At 60.2% G+C, this 16446-nt stretch carries 13 protein-coding genes and 1 tRNA gene; 13 read left to right on the top strand and 1 reads right to left on the bottom strand.

Annotated features, from left to right (window positions below; genetic code table 11):
* Positions 1-11 precede the first annotated feature (11 nt).
* Positions 12-84: transfer RNA gene (locus tag J3T95_RS04635), tRNA-Thr, on the bottom strand.
* A 122-nt stretch (positions 85-206) separates the two neighbouring features.
* On the opposite strand from J3T95_RS04635, the gene J3T95_RS04630 reads away from it, so the two are divergent.
* The 13 genes from J3T95_RS04630 (at position 207) to J3T95_RS04570 (ending at position 16441) form a co-directional block, all read left to right on the top strand.
* Positions 207-1331 carry a mannose-1-phosphate guanylyltransferase gene (locus J3T95_RS04630; protein ID WP_267450546.1) on the top strand — a complete coding sequence of 375 codons (1125 nt, stop codon included), beginning with the start codon at positions 207-209 and terminating at the stop codon, positions 1329-1331.
* Positions 1332-1460: 129 nt separating this feature from the next.
* Positions 1461-3158: a glucose-6-phosphate isomerase gene (gene pgi, locus J3T95_RS04625; protein WP_267450545.1), complete on the top strand. Its 1698-nt coding sequence runs from the start codon at positions 1461-1463 to the stop codon at positions 3156-3158.
* 222 nt (positions 3159-3380) lie between these two features.
* The gene (gene rplS, locus J3T95_RS04620) at positions 3381-3752 is read left to right on the top strand and encodes a 50S ribosomal protein L19 (RefSeq protein ID WP_220236880.1); all 372 of its coding nucleotides are present in this window, start codon (positions 3381-3383) and stop codon (positions 3750-3752) included.
* Positions 3753-3895: 143 nt separating this feature from the next.
* On the top strand, positions 3896-4660 hold the full coding sequence (lepB, locus tag J3T95_RS04615) for a signal peptidase I (protein WP_267450544.1): 765 nt from the start codon (positions 3896-3898) through the stop codon (positions 4658-4660).
* A 7-nt stretch (positions 4661-4667) separates the two neighbouring features.
* Positions 4668-5375 carry a ribonuclease HII gene (locus J3T95_RS04610; RefSeq protein WP_267450543.1) on the top strand — a complete coding sequence of 236 codons (708 nt, stop codon included), beginning with the start codon at positions 4668-4670 and terminating at the stop codon, positions 5373-5375.
* A gap of 38 nt (positions 5376-5413) precedes the next feature.
* On the top strand, positions 5414-6535 hold the full coding sequence (locus J3T95_RS04605; RefSeq protein ID WP_267450542.1) for a LacI family DNA-binding transcriptional regulator: 1122 nt from the start codon (positions 5414-5416) through the stop codon (positions 6533-6535).
* Between the two features lie 103 nt (positions 6536-6638).
* Complete coding sequence (locus tag J3T95_RS04600; RefSeq protein WP_267450541.1) at positions 6639-8252, top strand: xylulokinase; 1614 nt, start codon at positions 6639-6641, stop codon at positions 8250-8252.
* Between the two features lie 67 nt (positions 8253-8319).
* Complete coding sequence (locus tag J3T95_RS04595) at positions 8320-9012, top strand: L-ribulose-5-phosphate 4-epimerase (RefSeq protein WP_267450540.1); 693 nt, start codon at positions 8320-8322, stop codon at positions 9010-9012.
* A 48-nt stretch (positions 9013-9060) separates the two neighbouring features.
* Complete coding sequence (gene araA, locus J3T95_RS04590; protein WP_267401094.1) at positions 9061-10575, top strand: L-arabinose isomerase; 1515 nt, start codon at positions 9061-9063, stop codon at positions 10573-10575.
* A gap of 243 nt (positions 10576-10818) precedes the next feature.
* The gene (locus J3T95_RS04585; RefSeq protein WP_267450539.1) at positions 10819-12798 is read left to right on the top strand and encodes a pilin N-terminal domain-containing protein; all 1980 of its coding nucleotides are present in this window, start codon (positions 10819-10821) and stop codon (positions 12796-12798) included.
* Positions 12799-12993: 195 nt separating this feature from the next.
* Positions 12994-13821: a hypothetical protein gene (locus J3T95_RS04580; protein WP_267450538.1), complete on the top strand. Its 828-nt coding sequence runs from the start codon at positions 12994-12996 to the stop codon at positions 13819-13821.
* A gap of 555 nt (positions 13822-14376) precedes the next feature.
* Entirely contained in the window at positions 14377-15465 is a 1089-nt protein-coding gene (locus J3T95_RS04575; RefSeq protein WP_220236888.1) for a class C sortase, read from the top strand.
* 127 nt (positions 15466-15592) lie between these two features.
* Positions 15593-16441, top strand: a complete 849-nt coding sequence (locus J3T95_RS04570; protein ID WP_267401099.1) for an aldo/keto reductase — start codon at positions 15593-15595, stop codon at positions 16439-16441.
* Positions 16442-16446: the final 5 nt, after the last annotated feature.

Genomic DNA, 16446 nt, shown 5'->3' with positions numbered 1-16446 from the left:
GCTGTCAAAAGAGCCACTTGACAGAATCGAACTGTCGACCTTCTCATTACGAGTGAGACGCTCTGCCAACTGAGCTAAAGTGGCCTTTGCCTTACCTCCGGGCTGGCCGGATGAAGACAGCAGGTTTCATCATACTGGATGCTCGGGATAAAAACGCCTTGGTCCTCGGGCCAAGGGTGTACAAGCTCCTTGACACAATAGGGGGCATGGACCTCGATAATTTCTATGCCGTCATTCCGGCCGGTGGGGTGGGTACCCGGCTCTGGCCCCTGAGCCGCCAGGACCGGCCCAAGTTCCTCTATGACCTCCTGGGGTCAGGCAGAACAATGATTCAAGGCACCTTTGACCGGCTGGCCGGCATCTGCGGAGCGGACCATGTGGTCGTCTCCACAGGGCAGCGGCATGTGGCCCAGGTGCGTGAGCAGCTTCCGGAACTGGCTCCGGACGCGCTCTTCGCTGAGCCCGTTCCACGCGACTCCACGGCGGCCATAGCCCTGGCTACGGCTGTGCTGGCTCAGCGACATGGCGGGGAGATCATCGTGGGCTCCTTCGCCGCAGACCATATCATCCGTGACGACAAGGCGTTCGCTGCCTCAGTGGGACAGGCGGTGGCGGCGGCCCGCGCCGGCTACGTGACCACCATCGGCATCGCCGCCTCCCGTCCTTCCACCGCCTTCGGCTACATCCACCAAGGTCCCTCCCTGGCCGATTGCATTCCCGGGGCCCCTGATGCCCGTCTGGTCAGCGAATTTGTCGAGAAGCCGGATGCCTCTACGGCACAGGCCTACCTGTCCACAGGAGAGTATCGCTGGAACGCAGGCATGTTCGTCATGCAGGCGCAGGTGCTTCTGGACTGCCTGCGTCGTTACAAGCCGGAGCTATACGCTGCGGTCATGGCCATCGCCCAGGTCTGGGACCAGGGTGAGCAGGCCCGCAGCGAGGCCATGGAGGAGCACTGGCCGGGCATCGAGAAGATCGCCTTTGACTATGCTGTGGCCGAGCCCCTATCGGCGGCCGGCGGTGTGGCGGTTGTTCCGGCGGGATTCGATTGGGATGACATCGGCGACTTCAATTCAGTGGCCGGCCTGCTTCCGTCATCCAACAGGCGCAACATCAAGATTCTGGGTGACGCTGACCGGGTCATGTATTTGGATTCAGCCGGAGACATGGTCGTGCCGGGCTCGGAACGCACGGTCGCCCTTCTCGGTGTGAATGACATGATCGTCGTCGATACTCTCGATGCTCTCCTGGTGGCCCCCCGGGCCCGCAGCCAGGAGGTCAAGGACATGGTGGCCAAGCTGGCCCAGTACGGTCGTGACGACATACTCTGACAGCGATTCGGCTCGGTTAAGAAGATTGACTGATTTTGTTGTCTTCTGTCTGCTTTTGTGAGTAGTTTGGGTTACAGAACCGGGTGCTCGGTAGAACGGGCATCACCTCATGAAAGGACCCAAATAACCATGGCCATCAATCCTCCAGTGGATGCTACCAGTACCAAGGCCTGGGCGGCCTTGCGCCAGCACTTCGACGACATGCAGCGCCAGGGGATCGATCTGCGCGCATGGTTCGCCAAGGACCCGCAGCGCACCGAAAAGCTGAGCTTCGAGCTGGGTGATCTCTATATTGATCTGTCCAAAAACCTGATTCGGCCCGAGACCCTGTCCCTGCTGGCCCAGCTGGGCCGCGAGGTCGGCCTTGAGGAGCGGATCGAAGCCATGTTCAATGGCGAGCACATCAACAACACCGAGGACAGGGCCGTTCTGCATACAGCCCTGCGCCGCCCCGAGGAGGATCGCGGCCGGCTGGTTGTGGACGGCCAGGATGTGGTGGGCGATGTCCGCGACACTCTTAAGCGCATCTATGCCTTTGCCGACCAGGTCCGCTCGGGCAGCTGGACCGGTCTGACCGGCAAACGGATCACCACCGTGGTCAACATTGGCATCGGCGGCTCCGACCTTGGCCCGGTCATGGCTTACGAGGCCCTGAAGCCCTATGCGGATGCGGGCATCAGCGCCCGCTATATCTCCAACATCGATCCCAACGATCTGGCCGAGAAGACGCGCGACCTGGATCCGGAGACCACGCTCTTCATCATCGTCTCCAAGACCTTCACGACCCTGGAAACACTGACCAACGCCCGCCAGGCCCGTGCCTGGCTCCTGAAGAGCCTAGGGGGGCGTGGCCTGCTGTCCAAGGACGGTGAGGACCTCTCAGCCGAGGCCATCCGCCGGCACTTCATCGCCGTCTCAACCGCCCTGGACAAGGTCCGCGACTTTGGCATCGATCCGGACAACGTCTTCGGTTTCTGGAACTGGGTCGGCGGACGGTACTCGGTGGATTCCGCCGTGGGCACCTCCTTGGCCATCACTATCGGACCGGACCGCTTCGAGGAGTTCCTCAAGGGCTTTAACACCGTGGATCGCTACTTCCGCGCCACTCCTCTGGATCGGAATGTAGTTGCCCTGATGGGCCTGCTCAACGTCTGGTATGTCAATTTCTTCGGCGCCCACTCCCACGCCGTGCTGCCCTACGACCAGTATCTGCACCGCTTCCCGGCCTATCTGCAGCAGCTGACCATGGAGTCCAACGGCAAGTCTGTGCGCTGGGACGGCACGCCAGTGACCAGCCTGACCGGCGAAATCTTCTGGGGGGAGCCGGGCACTAACGGCCAGCATGCCTTCTACCAGCTGATCCACCAGGGCACTCGCCTGATTCCCGCTGACTTCATCGCCTTTGCCAATACTCCCAATCCGGCCAAGGACGGCGACCAGGACGTGCATGAGCTCTTCCTGGCCAACTTCCTGGCCCAGACCAAGGCTCTGGCCTTCGGCAAAACCGCCGACGAGGTCCGCGCCGAAGGTACTCCGGAGGCCATCGTCCCGGCCCGGGTCTTCACCGGCAACCGCCCCACCACATCCATTTTCGGTGATGCGCTTACTCCGGCCGCCCTGGGCGAGCTGATCGCCCTCTACGAGCACATCACCCTGACCGAGGGCACAGTCTGGGGCATTGACTCCTTCGACCAGTGGGGCGTTGAGCTGGGCAAGAAGCTGGCCCGTGAAATTACGCCGGCCATCTCCCGGGACGACCAGGCGCTGGCCGAACAGGATCAGTCCACAAAGTCCCTGATCGCCTTCTACAGGGCCCATCGCCGCTGATGTTCAGCCGGGCCCTTGCAGGTCCGGCTCGTGGTATATTATCGGAGAGTTATTCGCCGGAAGGGCGGCTGCCGCATGGGCTCCCTTCCTTTCAGGTCCAGCCGGATGCTCCGGCGGATCGGCACCCCCGACGGCAGACCGTCGGGTTCCGTCCAGGATCGCCTCCTTTGGTGGTTGCGGTCCATGTCATGGGTCGATGTGCGGCGGCCATGGAGGAACAGCATGAACGCGATTCAGGAATTTGACGCCAGCCACATGAAGCCTGCGGAGCAGATCCCCGACTTCCGTCCTGGCGATACCGTCGAGGTCAACGTCAACATCACTGAGGGCAACAACTCCCGTATCCAGGCCTTTACGGGCGTAGTGATCGCCCGCCAGGGCGCCGGCGTGCGCGAGACCATCCTGGTGCGCAAGGTCAGCTTCGGCGTGGGCGTCGAGCGTCGCTTCCCTCTGCACTCTCCGCAGATTGACTCCATCAAGGTGCTGCGCCACGGCCGTGTCCGTCGCGCCAAGCTCTACTATCTGCGTGGGCTGCACGGCAAGGCCGCCCGCATTGTCGAACGGCGTGACAACAAGGCTGAGTCCAACAAGTAGGTTCGGTCCGGGCGATCCAGCCCAGGCCTGGCCGCTAACACCCGGGATGCAGTTCTCCCGGGTTTTTCCATGCTTGGGTGTGTACGCTATGAGGCATGCGGAATCTTTTGCGTGCGGGTTCCTGCTGATGACAAGGAGTGGATATGGTTTTTCGGGATGAGGAAGCGACCCCGTCGGGAATCCCGTACCCGGACGGCATACGGGCCACCTCAGCCCCAGTGCCGCCCCGCCATGCCTTAGACCGTCCCGGTGGACGTGGCTCCACCAAGGGCAGTCACCCACGGCTGGGCGAACGCGGTTTTCTACCCGAGTTTCTGTTCGAGCTAGTTGCCCTGTTGGCCGTCGTCGCCATCCTGCGCATATTTTTGCTCAGCATCTACGTCATCCCCTCCGGTTCCATGGAGAACACCCTCGGCATCGGAGACAGAATTCTGACCACTCACAGGCTGACCAGATCCATGGTGGCCCCCCGCCGAGGGGATGTGGTGGTCTTCACCGACCCCGCTAACTGGCTAGGCGAAGAGTCCACACCGAGCTTCCGTGGCAGTCACCTGGTCAAACGCCTGATCGGCATGCCCGGCGACACAGTGGCCTGCAAGGGTCATGGCGCCCCAGTCACCGTCAACGGCGTCGCCTTGGATGAGAGTTCCTACCTACGCCCAGGAGTGGAGCCCAGCTCCTTTGCCTTCAAGGTCAAGGTGGACCTTGGGTACGTCTTCGTCATGGGCGACAATCGCTCCAACTCCGCCGATTCCCGCCTGCACAAGGATGACGGCCACAATGGGCTGGTCCCCATGGAGAACATCAAGGGCACTGGTTTGCTAACTTATTACCCTGTGGGCAGCTGGAAGCTGCTCAACAACCAGCACAAGGTCTTCGACGCCGTGCCCGAACCGACGCAGGACTGAACCGGCTGTGAGGCGGATCCTGCCGACCCTGGCCACCGAGGCTGCTCTAGCTGAACAGGGAGCTGAGTATGTGCTGGGCCTTGATGAGGTCGGCCGCGGAGCCTTGGCGGGTCCGGCCATGGTCGGCGTGGTGGCGGTCCGGTCCGCTGACCTGCCCTGTCTGACGGTCCCTGACGGGGTGGCGGACTCCAAGATGTTGACCCCTGCGTGTCGGCTGGCCATGTACCGTGATCTTGAGGACTGGGCTGCTGGCTGGGCGGTGGGGGCCTGCTCCAACCATGAGATCGACCAGTGGGGCATCGTTCATGCCCTGGGCATCGCCGCCCTGCGTGCACTGGCCGAATTGGAGCATGGGATGGGCCTGGGGCCTGGCTGCCGGCTGGCCGCCATCCTTGACGGCCCCCACGACTACATCACCTTGGCCGCCGATAGCTTTGACGCACCCGACCTTCCGGTTCTGCCCAAGGTTTCCACACAGGTCAAGGGCGACGCCCACTGCGCCAGTGTGGCCTGCGCAGCGGTCATCGCCAAGGTCACCCGTGACCAGCTTATGGTTCGGCTGGCCGCCTCCGATCCAGCCCTGGCCCCATACCAGTGGGAGCGCAACAAGGGGTATGGGGCGCCTGCCCATCTGGAGGCCATTCGCCGTCTGGGGCCCAGTCGTCTGCACCGGGTCAGCTGGCATCTGCCCTCGTCCAGTCCCGGCAGGAGCTAATATCGGAACGGTCGACACGGCTATCGGAAGAAGGTCATATGCCCGCAGGCAGCGGCGGCAGTTCACGGTCCAAGCGCCCCTCCATGTTCGAGGTCGCCCGGCTGGCCGGAGTCTCCCACCAGACCGTGTCCAGAGTCATCAACAATTCCAAGGATGTCTCACCCGCTACCCGGATCAAGGTCCAGCAGGCCATCAGGAAGCTGGGCTACCGACCCAGCAACTCCGCGCGGGCACTGGCATCCAGCCGCAGCAGGACCATAGGTCTGGTGGCTGGCGGCGTCAGTCTCTTTGGGCCTGTCTCGTCGATTACGGCCATCGAGACCGTGGCTCGTTCCCATGGTTTGTTCATGTCGGTCATGATGGTGGACGAGTCGGCCTGCACTCTTAGGGGTTTCCAGGAGCTCTGCGGCACCTTCCTTGAGCAGAATGTGGATGCCTTCATTTTTCTGACGCCCACCGACACCATGTTCCAGGCCGCCTGCCAAACAGAGGTAGGTCAGCCCCGGGTCATCGTCACTTCCACGCATGGCATCACCAGCGTCGAGGAGGCCCTGGGTCGCAGGCGGGGCGACGGACGGATAGCCCTGACTGGAATCGACCAGTGGGGTGCCGTCCAGCGTCTGGCCAGGCTGCTGGTCTCCCGGGGCCATCGGCGGGTGCTGTACATGGCCGGTCCTTCGCAGTGGCGAGATGCGGCCACGCGACTGGCCTCCTGGAAGGTGGCATGCGCCCGCTGCCGCATTCGGACGGCCGTGGTCCATGCCCGCAGTTGGGAGGCGGGGGAGTCCTACATGCTGATGAACCATCTGATCGATCAGCGGGGCATGAGCGGCGCCTCCCTGCCCTCGGCTGTGGTCACTGCCAACGACAACCAGGCTGTGGGCGTGGCCCGGTCCCTGCAGGAGCACGGCATCCGCATTCCAGGGGACATAAGTCTGGTGGGTTTCGACGACGTTCCCACTGTGGATAATATGTTTCCGCCGCTGGCCACGGTTCGTCCCCGCTTCGAGGATCTGGGGGTGGCCACCATGCGGCAGGTTCTGGCTCTGCTCCACCAGGGCCAGCCGGTGGACTTTCCCGTCACCCGTCATGGGGTGGGGCTTATCCAGGCGGATGTGGTTCCGCGTCGGTCGCTAGGCTACGCCGTCAAGCGGTTCTGACCCCTTCGGCCCGCATTTCCCCCGGGCTTGCCTGTCGCTTCGGTCTCGGATACAATCGGGACCAGATTATGTGAGCGTTAACATATCAGGCAAAGGAGCAGACATGGCGGTAGGCGAGCAAGGTGTCATCGTGAGCGAACTGGAGGAGGGCAAGACCAGTCTGGGCATCGAATTCGGTTCCACCCGCATCAAGGCTGTGCTGATCGACCATGACTACCGGACGCTGGCCACCGGGGACGTCGAGTGGGAGAACCGGCTGGAGGATGGCCTGTGGACCTACTCCATGGAACAGGTCCACCAGGGTCTGCAGGCGGCCTACTCGGCCATGGCCGAGGATGTCCTCCGCCGGTACGGAGTGACGCTGACCAGGATCGGCGCCATGGGGATATCGGCCATGATGCACGGCTATCTGGCCTTCGACAAGGACGGCCGGTTGCTGGTGCCCTTCCGCACCTGGCGCAACACCAACACCCGCCAGGCCCACGAGGCCCTGTCAAAGGCCTTCAGGATCAACATTCCCGAACGCTGGTCCATCGCCCACCTCTACCAGGCCATCCTGAACGGCGAGGAGCATGTGCCCAGGGTGGCCTACATCACCACGCTGGCCGGCTATATGCACTGGAGGCTCTCCGGCCGCAAGGTCATCGGCATCGGCGACGCTTCGGGCATGTTCCCCATCGATTCCTCCCGCAAGGAGTTCGATCAGAGCCTGCTGGACATCTTCTCCAAGCTGCCCCGGGTTCAGGCGCAGCCCTGGGACATCCACGACCTGCTGCCTGAGCCGCTGACCGCCGGCAGCCGGGCGGGCGCACTGACCTCCGAGGGCGCCGCCCTGCTGGATCCCAGCGGCCGGTTGCAGCCCGGCGTGCCCATGGCGCCGCCCGAGGGCGATGCTGGAACCGGCATGGTGGCGACCAACGCGGTCCGCCCCCGCACCGGGAACGTGTCTGCAGGCACGTCCATCTTTGCCATGGTGGTCCTGGAGCATCCCCTGCGCGATTTCCATCCCGAGGTGGATCCGGTCACCACCCCGGCTGGAGATCCGGCCGGCATGAGCCACGCCAACAATTTCACCTCGGATCTGAACGCCTGGGTGGGCTTGTTCGGAGACTTCGCCAAGGTGGTAGGCCTGGACCTGAAGGGGGATGCGCTCTACGCCGCATTGTTCAACCAGGCGCTCCAGGGTGACAAGGATGCCGGCGGGCTGATCAACTACTGCTTCTATTCCGGGGAGTTCCTGGCTGGCCTGGAGGAGGGCCGCCCGGTCTTTGCACGCGGCCCCGAGGGGCGGATGACCCTGGCCAACTTCATGCGGGCCCAGCTCTATTCGGCTTTCTCGCCGGTCACCATCGGCATGGATGTGATGACCCGCCAGGAGCATGTCCAGGTGGATACCATGGTCGGTCACGGCGGCATCTTCGCCACCCCTGTGGTGGCTCAGCGGATCCTGGCGGCTGCCTTCAACGCCCCCATCAAGGTTATGTCTACAGCGGTCGAGGGGGGCGCATGGGGCATGGCCGTCCTGGCCGACTACCTGGGCCATGCCGACCAGACGCTGGCCGATTACCTGGACGCCAATGTCTTTGCGGGCGTTCAGTCCACTACAGAGCAGCCGGACCCGGCCGACGTGAAAGGCTTCAGAGCCTTCTTCGGCCGCTTCGCCAAGGGCCTGCCCATCGAACAGGCGGCCGTAAAGACCATTCCCTTGCAGGGATGAGGCAGGGAACGAAATAAACGTCAAGCGGCCGGATCAGCGGGATCGGGCCGGGAAAAGGAGTTGCAGAATGGTGTCCTTGGCTGATTATTCACCCCAGGTGCGCGACGAGGTGAAGCTGGTGCGCGAGCAAGTGGCCACCCTCCATGCGCAGCTGACCAGGTGGAATCTGGTGGTCTGGACGGCGGGCAACGTCTCGCAGCGTTTGCGTTCTGCCGATCTGATGGTCATCAAGCCCTCGGGGGTGCGCTATGAGCATCTGACCCCGGGATCCATGGTGGTCACCGATCTAAATGGCAATGTGGTTGACGGCGCCGAGGCCCCCTCCTCGGATACGCTGTCCCACGCCTATATCTACCGGCACATGCCCGAGGTCTACGGCGTGGTCCACACCCATTCCACCTATGCCACCGCCTGGGCGGCCACCGGCAGGGACATCCCCTGCGTGCTGACCATGATGGGCGACGAGTTCGGCGGTCCCGTTCCCGTGGGTCCCTTCGAGCTGATCGGTTCGGAAGCCATCGGCAAGGGTGTGGTCGACACCCTCAAGGGCCACCCCGGCTGCCCTGCCGTGCTCATGCGCAACCATGGGCCATTCACTGTGGGAGCCGATGCTGAGGCCGCGGTCAAGGCGGCCGCCATGACCGAGGAGGTGGCCCACACGGTCTGGGCGGCTGAGCAGATCGGCACGCCCAAGCCTATCGATCCGGCCGACATAGCCCGGCTCAACGACCGCTACCAACACGTCTATGGCCAGCGCTGAACCGGTCGGGCAATCACATCGCACAAACGCATAAGCAAAGGAGCAAGCATGAGCATGAAAAATCCATTCGAAGGCAAAGAGCTTTGGTTCGCCGTCGGTTCCCAGGACCTCTATGGCGAAGAGACCCTGCGCCAGGTGGGCGTTCAGGCTGCGGACATTGCCAAGTCCCTCAACGAATCCGGTCGCATCCCGGTCAAGCTGGTCCTGAAGCCCACACTAAAGGATTCTGATTCCATCCTGAACTTCATGGTCGAGGCCTCTTCGGACCCTGCCTGCATCGGCGTGGTGGCCTGGATGCATACCTTCAGCCCGGCCAAGATGTGGATCCGTGGCCTGGAGAGGCTGCGCAAGCCGCTCCTGCAGCTGAACACCCAGCACCATATGGAGATCCCCTGGGACACCATTGACATGGACTTCATGAACCTGAACCAATCGGCTCATGGAGACCGGGAGTTTGGCTACATCCTGACCAGGCTGGGGATCCCGCGCAAGATCGTGGTCGGCCATTACACCGATCCCGAGGTCGCCGACAAGATCGGCGTCTGGGCGCGCGCCTGCGCCGGCTGGGACGCCGCCAACAACATGAAGGTCTGCCGCTGGGGCGACAACATGCGCGATGTCGCCGTCACCGAGGGCGACAAGACCGAAGCCGAGCGGGTCTTCGGAGTCTCCGTCAACACCTGGCCGGTCAATGAGCTGGTAGACCATGTGAACGCCGTCGCTGACGACCAAGTCAAGGATCTGATCGAGGACTACAAGAACAGCTATGAAGTGGCTCCCGAACTTCTGGACTCCCGGTACGACTCGCTGGCTGTGGCCGCCCGCGAGGAGCTCGGCATGCGCGCCATGATGGAGGAGGTGGGCGCCTCGGCCGCCGTGGACAACTTCCAGGATCTGGGTGGCCTGCATCAGCTGCCCGGCGTGGGGGCCCAGCGGCTGATGGCTGACGGGTATGGATTCTCGGCAGAGGGCGACTGGAAGACCTCGGTTCTGATCCGTATCGGCAACGTCATGGGCTATGGGCTCAAGGGCGGCTGCTCGCTCATGGAGGATTACTCCTATAACTTTGTGCCAGGTCACGAGGAGATCATGGGCGCCCACATGCTGGAGGTCTCGCCCACGCTGCTGACCGAGGGGCGGCCCCGCCTGGAGATCCACCCGCTGTCCATCGGCGACAGAGAGGACCCTGTGCGTCTGGTCTTCACAGCCACACCCTGCACGGATGCCGTGGTCATCTCCCTGGCGGATGTACGTGAACGCTTCCGTCTGGTCATGAACGTGGTGGATGTGGTTGAGCCCGGCGGATCCCTGGCCAAGCTGCCTGTGGCACGTGCACTCTGGAAGCCCCGGCCCTCGCTCAAGGTCTCGGCTGAGTGCTGGCTGCGCGCTGGCGCGGCGCATCATACCTGCATGACCACCACCGTGGGCCGTGAGGCCTGGGAGGACTTCGCGCGGATGGCCGGAGTGGAGCTGGCCGTCATTGACGAAAACAGCGAGCCCAGACGTTTCGAGGCCGACCTGCGAGCAGCCGAGCTCTACCATCGGCTGGACAACCGGCACTGAGCCCCCGTTCCTGGAAAGACTGCAAGGCCCCGACCACAGAGCATGGCGGGGCCTTCGCATGTTCGGCTTGTCGGTTTGCGTTGTCCATATTTTGTCGGTACAGTGATGATTAGGCAATGGGAACAGTGGCATGTCCCAAAGTTGACATATTGCCCACCCCCCTGAGTCGGGGCAGTAAACGGTTGGGGAGGTGAAGATGTGCCTGGCCATCCTGTGCCTATTAACAAAGAAGGGAATGCGTGCATGCACATGCAACGAGATAATGAAGGGACAAGGCTCCCTAAGCTTTTAGGCTTAGCGGTTGCCGGGGCGACGCTCCTGGCGGGCATGGTCGTTATGCCGGCCACCCAGGCTTCGGCCGCTGAAGACTATGGATTTGCCGCTGAAGATGACTTCAAACCAGGCAATCTGGATACAAACGAGGTGCCTCAGTTAACTGTTACAAAGTATCTGTCACTGAATGACGGCTATGCGCCCACCGGCTCAGCCAAGGATGCTGTTCAGCTGGACTCCAATCACGATCTGGCTCCTGCCAAAGGCATTATGTTTAAGGTTACGGAAGTAAAGCCAGCAGATGGCAAGAGTCTAGCTGATATCAATGCTAGTGACTCAAGTACATATCAGCCTAAGACTGGTACGGTATTTGCTGGTGTGACTGACGGTCAAGGTGTCATTAACAAATGGTACCAAGTTGGCTCAGACGGAAAGCTAACTGGAACAGAGCTGTCTTTCCCCACAGGTCCCAACCATTACTATGTTCTGAGTGAGGATACAGCTAATTCTCCTGCTTTTGATTCTGCAAATAATGCACACGCGCTTGATATGAGAAAGTACAAGACTGCCGTCAATTCATTCTTTGGTCTGCCGTATGCAACTAATGGGTCGGATGAAAACCAGACTCGAGGTTTCATCTATCATCTGCACCTGTATCCCAAGAACGTCAGCACTGAATCTTTCGCCAAGACTGTGCAAAGCGTGAAGGGTAGTGATGGGGCTGTCAAGAATCAAACCACAGCGACTGCTGGTGATATAGTCACCTATAAGCTGTCTCAGAAAATTTACAATGATGGCACAGCCGCTGTTCAGCGGGATGGAAAGCTCGATGTCAGTGAATTGCAGGGTAATGGGGGCGATATAAGGCTTGCTGATCGTATGTCTAGCTCGCTGAAGGGCGATGCGAATACTGTCAAAGCCGACATTCGGGATAGCAATGGTAAAATAACTGCATTGACATCGTCTGACTTCGCTTCGGATACAACTACTAATGCAAACCCCGCTCGGCTGACCGATCCCAGTAAGAAGATGTTTGCGGATGCGCCTTCTACTGATGTGACTTACTGGGTATTCAACTTCTTCAACGGCCTTACAAAGGTACAGTCAATCAAGGCCCCTGTGATGGAGCTTGAAGTCACCTATGATGCATTGGTAACGGGCAATGGTGATTCTACAGGCACCGGTGGTGTAGTTAACGATGCGGCGTCTGACTTTATTGATAACCTGGATTCTGGTGGCAAGGGTCTGGATCCTGTGCCATCTCATACAAACGTTACCAATGCAGCGGTAGCTTTTGGTTCTGTTCAGAGCAAGAATCAGAATCCGAAGTATCCTGCCTTGCCTGGTACGGAATATCGTTTGGTCAAGGATGCTGATACTGTGGATAAGTACCTAGCTTCAGATGGTAAGTTCTACGGCTCAAACGATAGTGTTCCCGCCGGTGTTCAGGTTTACAAGGCTACAGCCAACGACAAAGGACTGGTAGTTTTCGCGGCATTGCCTATCTTCGGAACTGGCCCAGCCCAGGCAGCTGAAAAGACTGTCCAAGATACAAGCTGGATGTTGGTTGAGACTAAGACCCCACAGGGCTGGCGTAATCCCGGCATCCCCTTCGGAAAGGTAACATATGGGGATGTTGGACTGACTGAGGAAGCAATCGTTCAGAAGTATGGTCGTAACGCTACGTTGCAGCCAGAATACACAGATCTGAACTTTGGCAGCAGCTTTAACGCGCCTGTAAGTGATATCCCTGCTGGTACGAAGATGATGTTCAACAATGAGGCGGTCTCCAAGTATCTGGCCCACTACAAGACCACTGATGGAGATTCCCCATTGGCCCTGCCTTTGACTGGTGGTCGCGGCATCCTGCTGCTGCTGGTTGTCGGCGCCTTGATCATGGGTGGTGCCCTCTACGCCCGCAATCGGCGCAATAACGCCGCCCGGGCCTGATGATCACGGTCATATCAAGAATCATGTGAGGTGACCTGATGGCGGACGGTTCCTCCGTGAATCGTCCGCCATTTTCATATGGACTGTTGAGATCTTCTTCGGTCCGCGCATGTCGGGACGCTGGTCTGATTCCATTTGGGCCAGCGGATCTGACGTAACTACGTCGTCGAAAGGCGGCATTGGAAGGGAAGGTTTATGAAGGGAATTGCCTTGCCGAAATGCCTCACCCGCCGGGTCCTGCTTTGTCTGATCGCGGCCTTGGCCTGTTTAGGACTTACCGCTTTCGATATGACGCCGGCGGCAGAGGCGGCGACGGTTAACCCGACCCTGACGGTGCAACTCAAGAGAGGGCATTCAGGTCAAGGAGGCCAGAATGACATCCTGCCGAGTGCTCCTGTATCTGCTGGAGCAGGGTACGTCTTTCGTGCCCTAAGACTGGATGCAGGTACTCTCAAGAGCCGGGTGGAGGCACTTGACCATAATCCAGGCGCTGATAAGGCACAAGCAGCCATCAGCAACGAGGTGGCAGCCAATCCAGATGCTTTCAAAGACAAGACGCAGCCCGCTGAATATTACGGTGTCTCTGATCAAGAAGGCACTATAACCAATGCGTCAGAGGCGAAATCGCAAGGTGTTTGGCTTACTGGAGCCAATCTCGATTCAGACGCATCCAGCCTGACCGGAGGCAGCCCGGCTGTTTTTGATGGCGACTACTTCCACGCTTCGTACTGGTTGGTCACTATGGTAGCCACACCTAAGAATGCAAAGGTAAAAGCCGACCCTGTAGTTGTGCAGTTGCCGCTCTACCGCGAGCAGGGGGAGGTCCATCCGCTTTATGATGTGACTATAAGCCCTAAGCTTGTGGACGTGCCTCAGGTCGTGCCAGTGGTGCGATCTGGGCCAGGCAAACTGGCAGCTACCGGTTCATCCATGGTGGCGCCTGGCATTTTGCTTATGATTCTGGCCATGATGGGCATCTACTTGGGGGTAGTTGCACGATCCTGGAACCGGGATGAACGCTAGGTATTCTCATAGGGATGTCGGCATGTTGCCACCAAATGGCATCGTAGGCATCTGTGAGGATGCGTAAAGACCGGCGGTATCATACAGGTACCGCCGGTTTTTATATGTCAAAAAACTGGCAACTGGACTATAGGAAGCGCAGTACGAGGAAGGCTATAGATGGACCAGAACACTGACTCGGCTACTATCAGCCCAGTAAATGCCACCGGCAACGGTGATGTAGCATATGAGTCCATTCCGACAGTATCGTCCTCATTAGAAAAGCCTGCTGTGCAAGCGGATATGCCGCCTGCCTATGCTCCAAGTTCCGATGTACCCCCTTCCTATCCACCTTCGGCAACACCTGAGGATCGCAGAGCTGTAGAGTCGGATAATTCAGATGCAATAGCAGCTTCAGCGCCTGTTCCTGGCCAAGCTACCACGTCGGCTCCTATAATTATTGTTTCAGGAAATCATGCTCAGGGAGCAGGCCAGACAACTGCGGCTGCATCCAAACAAGCTAAGAACAATGGCAAGGCCAGCAAGTCAGGGCGAGGGTTCGGCCTCCTGGAGACCTTGGCTTTCCTGATTGGTCTGGCAATCTTCCTCTATCCGTTGCTGGCAGCTTACGTGAACTATTCCAAGGATTCCGCCGCAGTCGACAACTACGACCAGATCGTGGATGCACTCTCGCCTGCACAGCGCAAAGCCATGTGGCGCGATGCCAAGAAGTACGACGAGGAATTAGGCAAGCCTACGCTGAGGGACCCCTTCAAGTACAAGGAAGTCAAGGAACCACTGGGTCGCTACTACAAGATCCTCAATGTGGACGGCAAGGGCATGATGGCCTATGTGGAGATCCCCAAAATCAATGTCAAGCTGCCCGTGCGCCATGGAACAAGTGATGCGGTGCTTAAGGACGGCACAGGACATATTGCCACGACCCACGTGCCTACAGACAACCGAACCATCCATGCCGTCATCACCGGGCATACCGGTGAGGTCGGGTACATGCTTTTCGACAACCTGACCCAGTTGCGCAAGGGGGATGTTTTCCAGATACGAGTGCTCAAACGGCACATGAGCTACAAGGTGGACCAGATTAAGGTCATCTTGCCTACCGATGTCAGCGCACTGCAGCCAATCCAGAATTCCAACTACGTGACCCTGCTGACCTGCTATCCCTATGGCGTCAACTCCCACCGACTGATCGTGCGGGGGCATTATATCGGTGATGATGTACCCCCCACTCAACCTGAGGGGGCGCCCATCTACATGGTCTGGGTGCTCCTTGCCCTGTTTGCGGCCAGCCTTGTGGGTTGGTACCTGCTCTCGCGCCGCCGGCGCAGCTGCCGTCAAGACCTGGAGCAGATGGAGCATCTGGTGTCTCGGGCCACAGGATCCGGAACCGTGGGGGAGCCACTGGCCACGATCATGGTCAGCCATGAGCAGGAGACCCGAGCCGAAGCCACCCGTCGTCGCCGGTTGATCAAAACACGGCGGATCTGCAGCGCACTCATGTGGCTGCTGGCTCTGCTCTGTCTGTTCTTCGCCTGGGGTTCGGTCGGCATGATGATGCGGATCGGCTTCCTGCCTGTATTCGACCTTGGCTATCACTGGTTCGACACCCACCTGCTGTACTTCTTCGGCATCGCCAAATTCTAGCTGGTGCATGGGGAAGCATGTTCGACCACAGGTATCAGTTCTGTCCGGGTCCGGCTCTTCCCTAGCTCTAGAATGGAGCGAGCATGGCCCGGCAGACTGCCGGGCTGCATCATGGAAGGTGTGGACCATGGCAGCAGTCCCTGACGTTCTTTTGTCTGACGGCAACCGCATTCCGCAGGTGGGCTTGGGCGTGCTCAGAATCGACGATGATCAGACTGCTGGGGCGGTGCGCTCTGCCTTGGAATTGGGTTATCGCCACATCGACACCGCGGCGGGCTACCGCAATGAAGGCGGGGTGGGCCGTGGTCTCAGGGCTTTCGGCTGTCAGAGTGGCCCTGAGCGTGCTCGCCTGTGGCTGACCACCAAACTGCGTGACTCCGAACAGGGCTACGACAGTGCTCTTCGGGCGTTCGACCGCCAGCTGGCCCTGCTGGGCACTGACTATGTCGACATGTATATGATCCACTGGCCCACCCCCTTTGATTGGCGGGCCGACCAGGTCTGGAGCGCATTCCATCGGCTGCGTGATGAGAGGCGAGTGCGGACTCTGGGGGTCTGCAACTTTCTGCCTGAGCATCTGGAAAGGCTGCACCGGGAGACGGGGGAATACCCTGCCGTGGACCAGATCGAACTGCATCCCAGCTGGCAGCAGCGCACAGTGACGGCTTTCTGCAAGGAACACGGCATCGCCGTCCAGGCATACTCGCCATTGGCGCGCGGCGCAGACCTGACAGTCGGCGGCGGAAGACTGGAGAAAATCGCCCAGGCCCACGGGGTTACGCCGGCCCAGGTGGTACTCCGCTGGCACATCGAGAACGGAACCATCATCATCCCCAAGTCCGTCCACAGGAAAAGGCAGGCGGAGAACTTGGACCTGTTCGGTTTCAGCCTGACCTCTGAGGAGCATGCCTCCATCGATGCCATGGACACTCCGGTGCGTGCAGGACACGACCCAATGACTTACGCCTACGCCTGAGCGCT

Source organism: Bifidobacterium sp. B4079 (assembly GCF_026537385.1).
GTDB classification, from domain to species: domain Bacteria; phylum Actinomycetota; class Actinomycetes; order Actinomycetales; family Bifidobacteriaceae; genus Bombiscardovia; species Bombiscardovia asteroides_I.
This window is presented reverse-complemented; position numbering and strand designations above follow the sequence as displayed.

Excerpts from the sequence above, each read along its gene's own strand:
- J3T95_RS04570 (WP_267401099.1), top strand. The coding sequence starts at position 15,593 with ATGGCAGCAGTCCCTGACGTTCTTTTGTCTGACGGCAACCGCATTCCG.
- J3T95_RS04595 (WP_267450540.1), top strand. The coding sequence starts at position 8,320 with ATGGTGTCCTTGGCTGATTATTCACCCCAGGTGCGCGACGAGGTGAAG.
- rplS (WP_220236880.1), top strand. The coding sequence starts at position 3,381 with ATGAACGCGATTCAGGAATTTGACGCCAGCCACATGAAGCCTGCGGAG.
- J3T95_RS04605 (WP_267450542.1), top strand. The coding sequence starts at position 5,414 with ATGCCCGCAGGCAGCGGCGGCAGTTCACGGTCCAAGCGCCCCTCCATG.
- J3T95_RS04580 (WP_267450538.1), top strand. The coding sequence starts at position 12,994 with ATGAAGGGAATTGCCTTGCCGAAATGCCTCACCCGCCGGGTCCTGCTT.
- J3T95_RS04585 (WP_267450539.1), top strand. The coding sequence starts at position 10,819 with ATGCACATGCAACGAGATAATGAAGGGACAAGGCTCCCTAAGCTTTTA.
- J3T95_RS04600 (WP_267450541.1), top strand. The coding sequence starts at position 6,639 with ATGGCGGTAGGCGAGCAAGGTGTCATCGTGAGCGAACTGGAGGAGGGC.
- lepB (WP_267450544.1), top strand. The coding sequence starts at position 3,896 with ATGGTTTTTCGGGATGAGGAAGCGACCCCGTCGGGAATCCCGTACCCG.
- pgi (WP_267450545.1), top strand. The coding sequence starts at position 1,461 with ATGGCCATCAATCCTCCAGTGGATGCTACCAGTACCAAGGCCTGGGCG.
- araA (WP_267401094.1), top strand. The coding sequence starts at position 9,061 with ATGAGCATGAAAAATCCATTCGAAGGCAAAGAGCTTTGGTTCGCCGTC.
- J3T95_RS04630 (WP_267450546.1), top strand. The coding sequence starts at position 207 with ATGGACCTCGATAATTTCTATGCCGTCATTCCGGCCGGTGGGGTGGGT.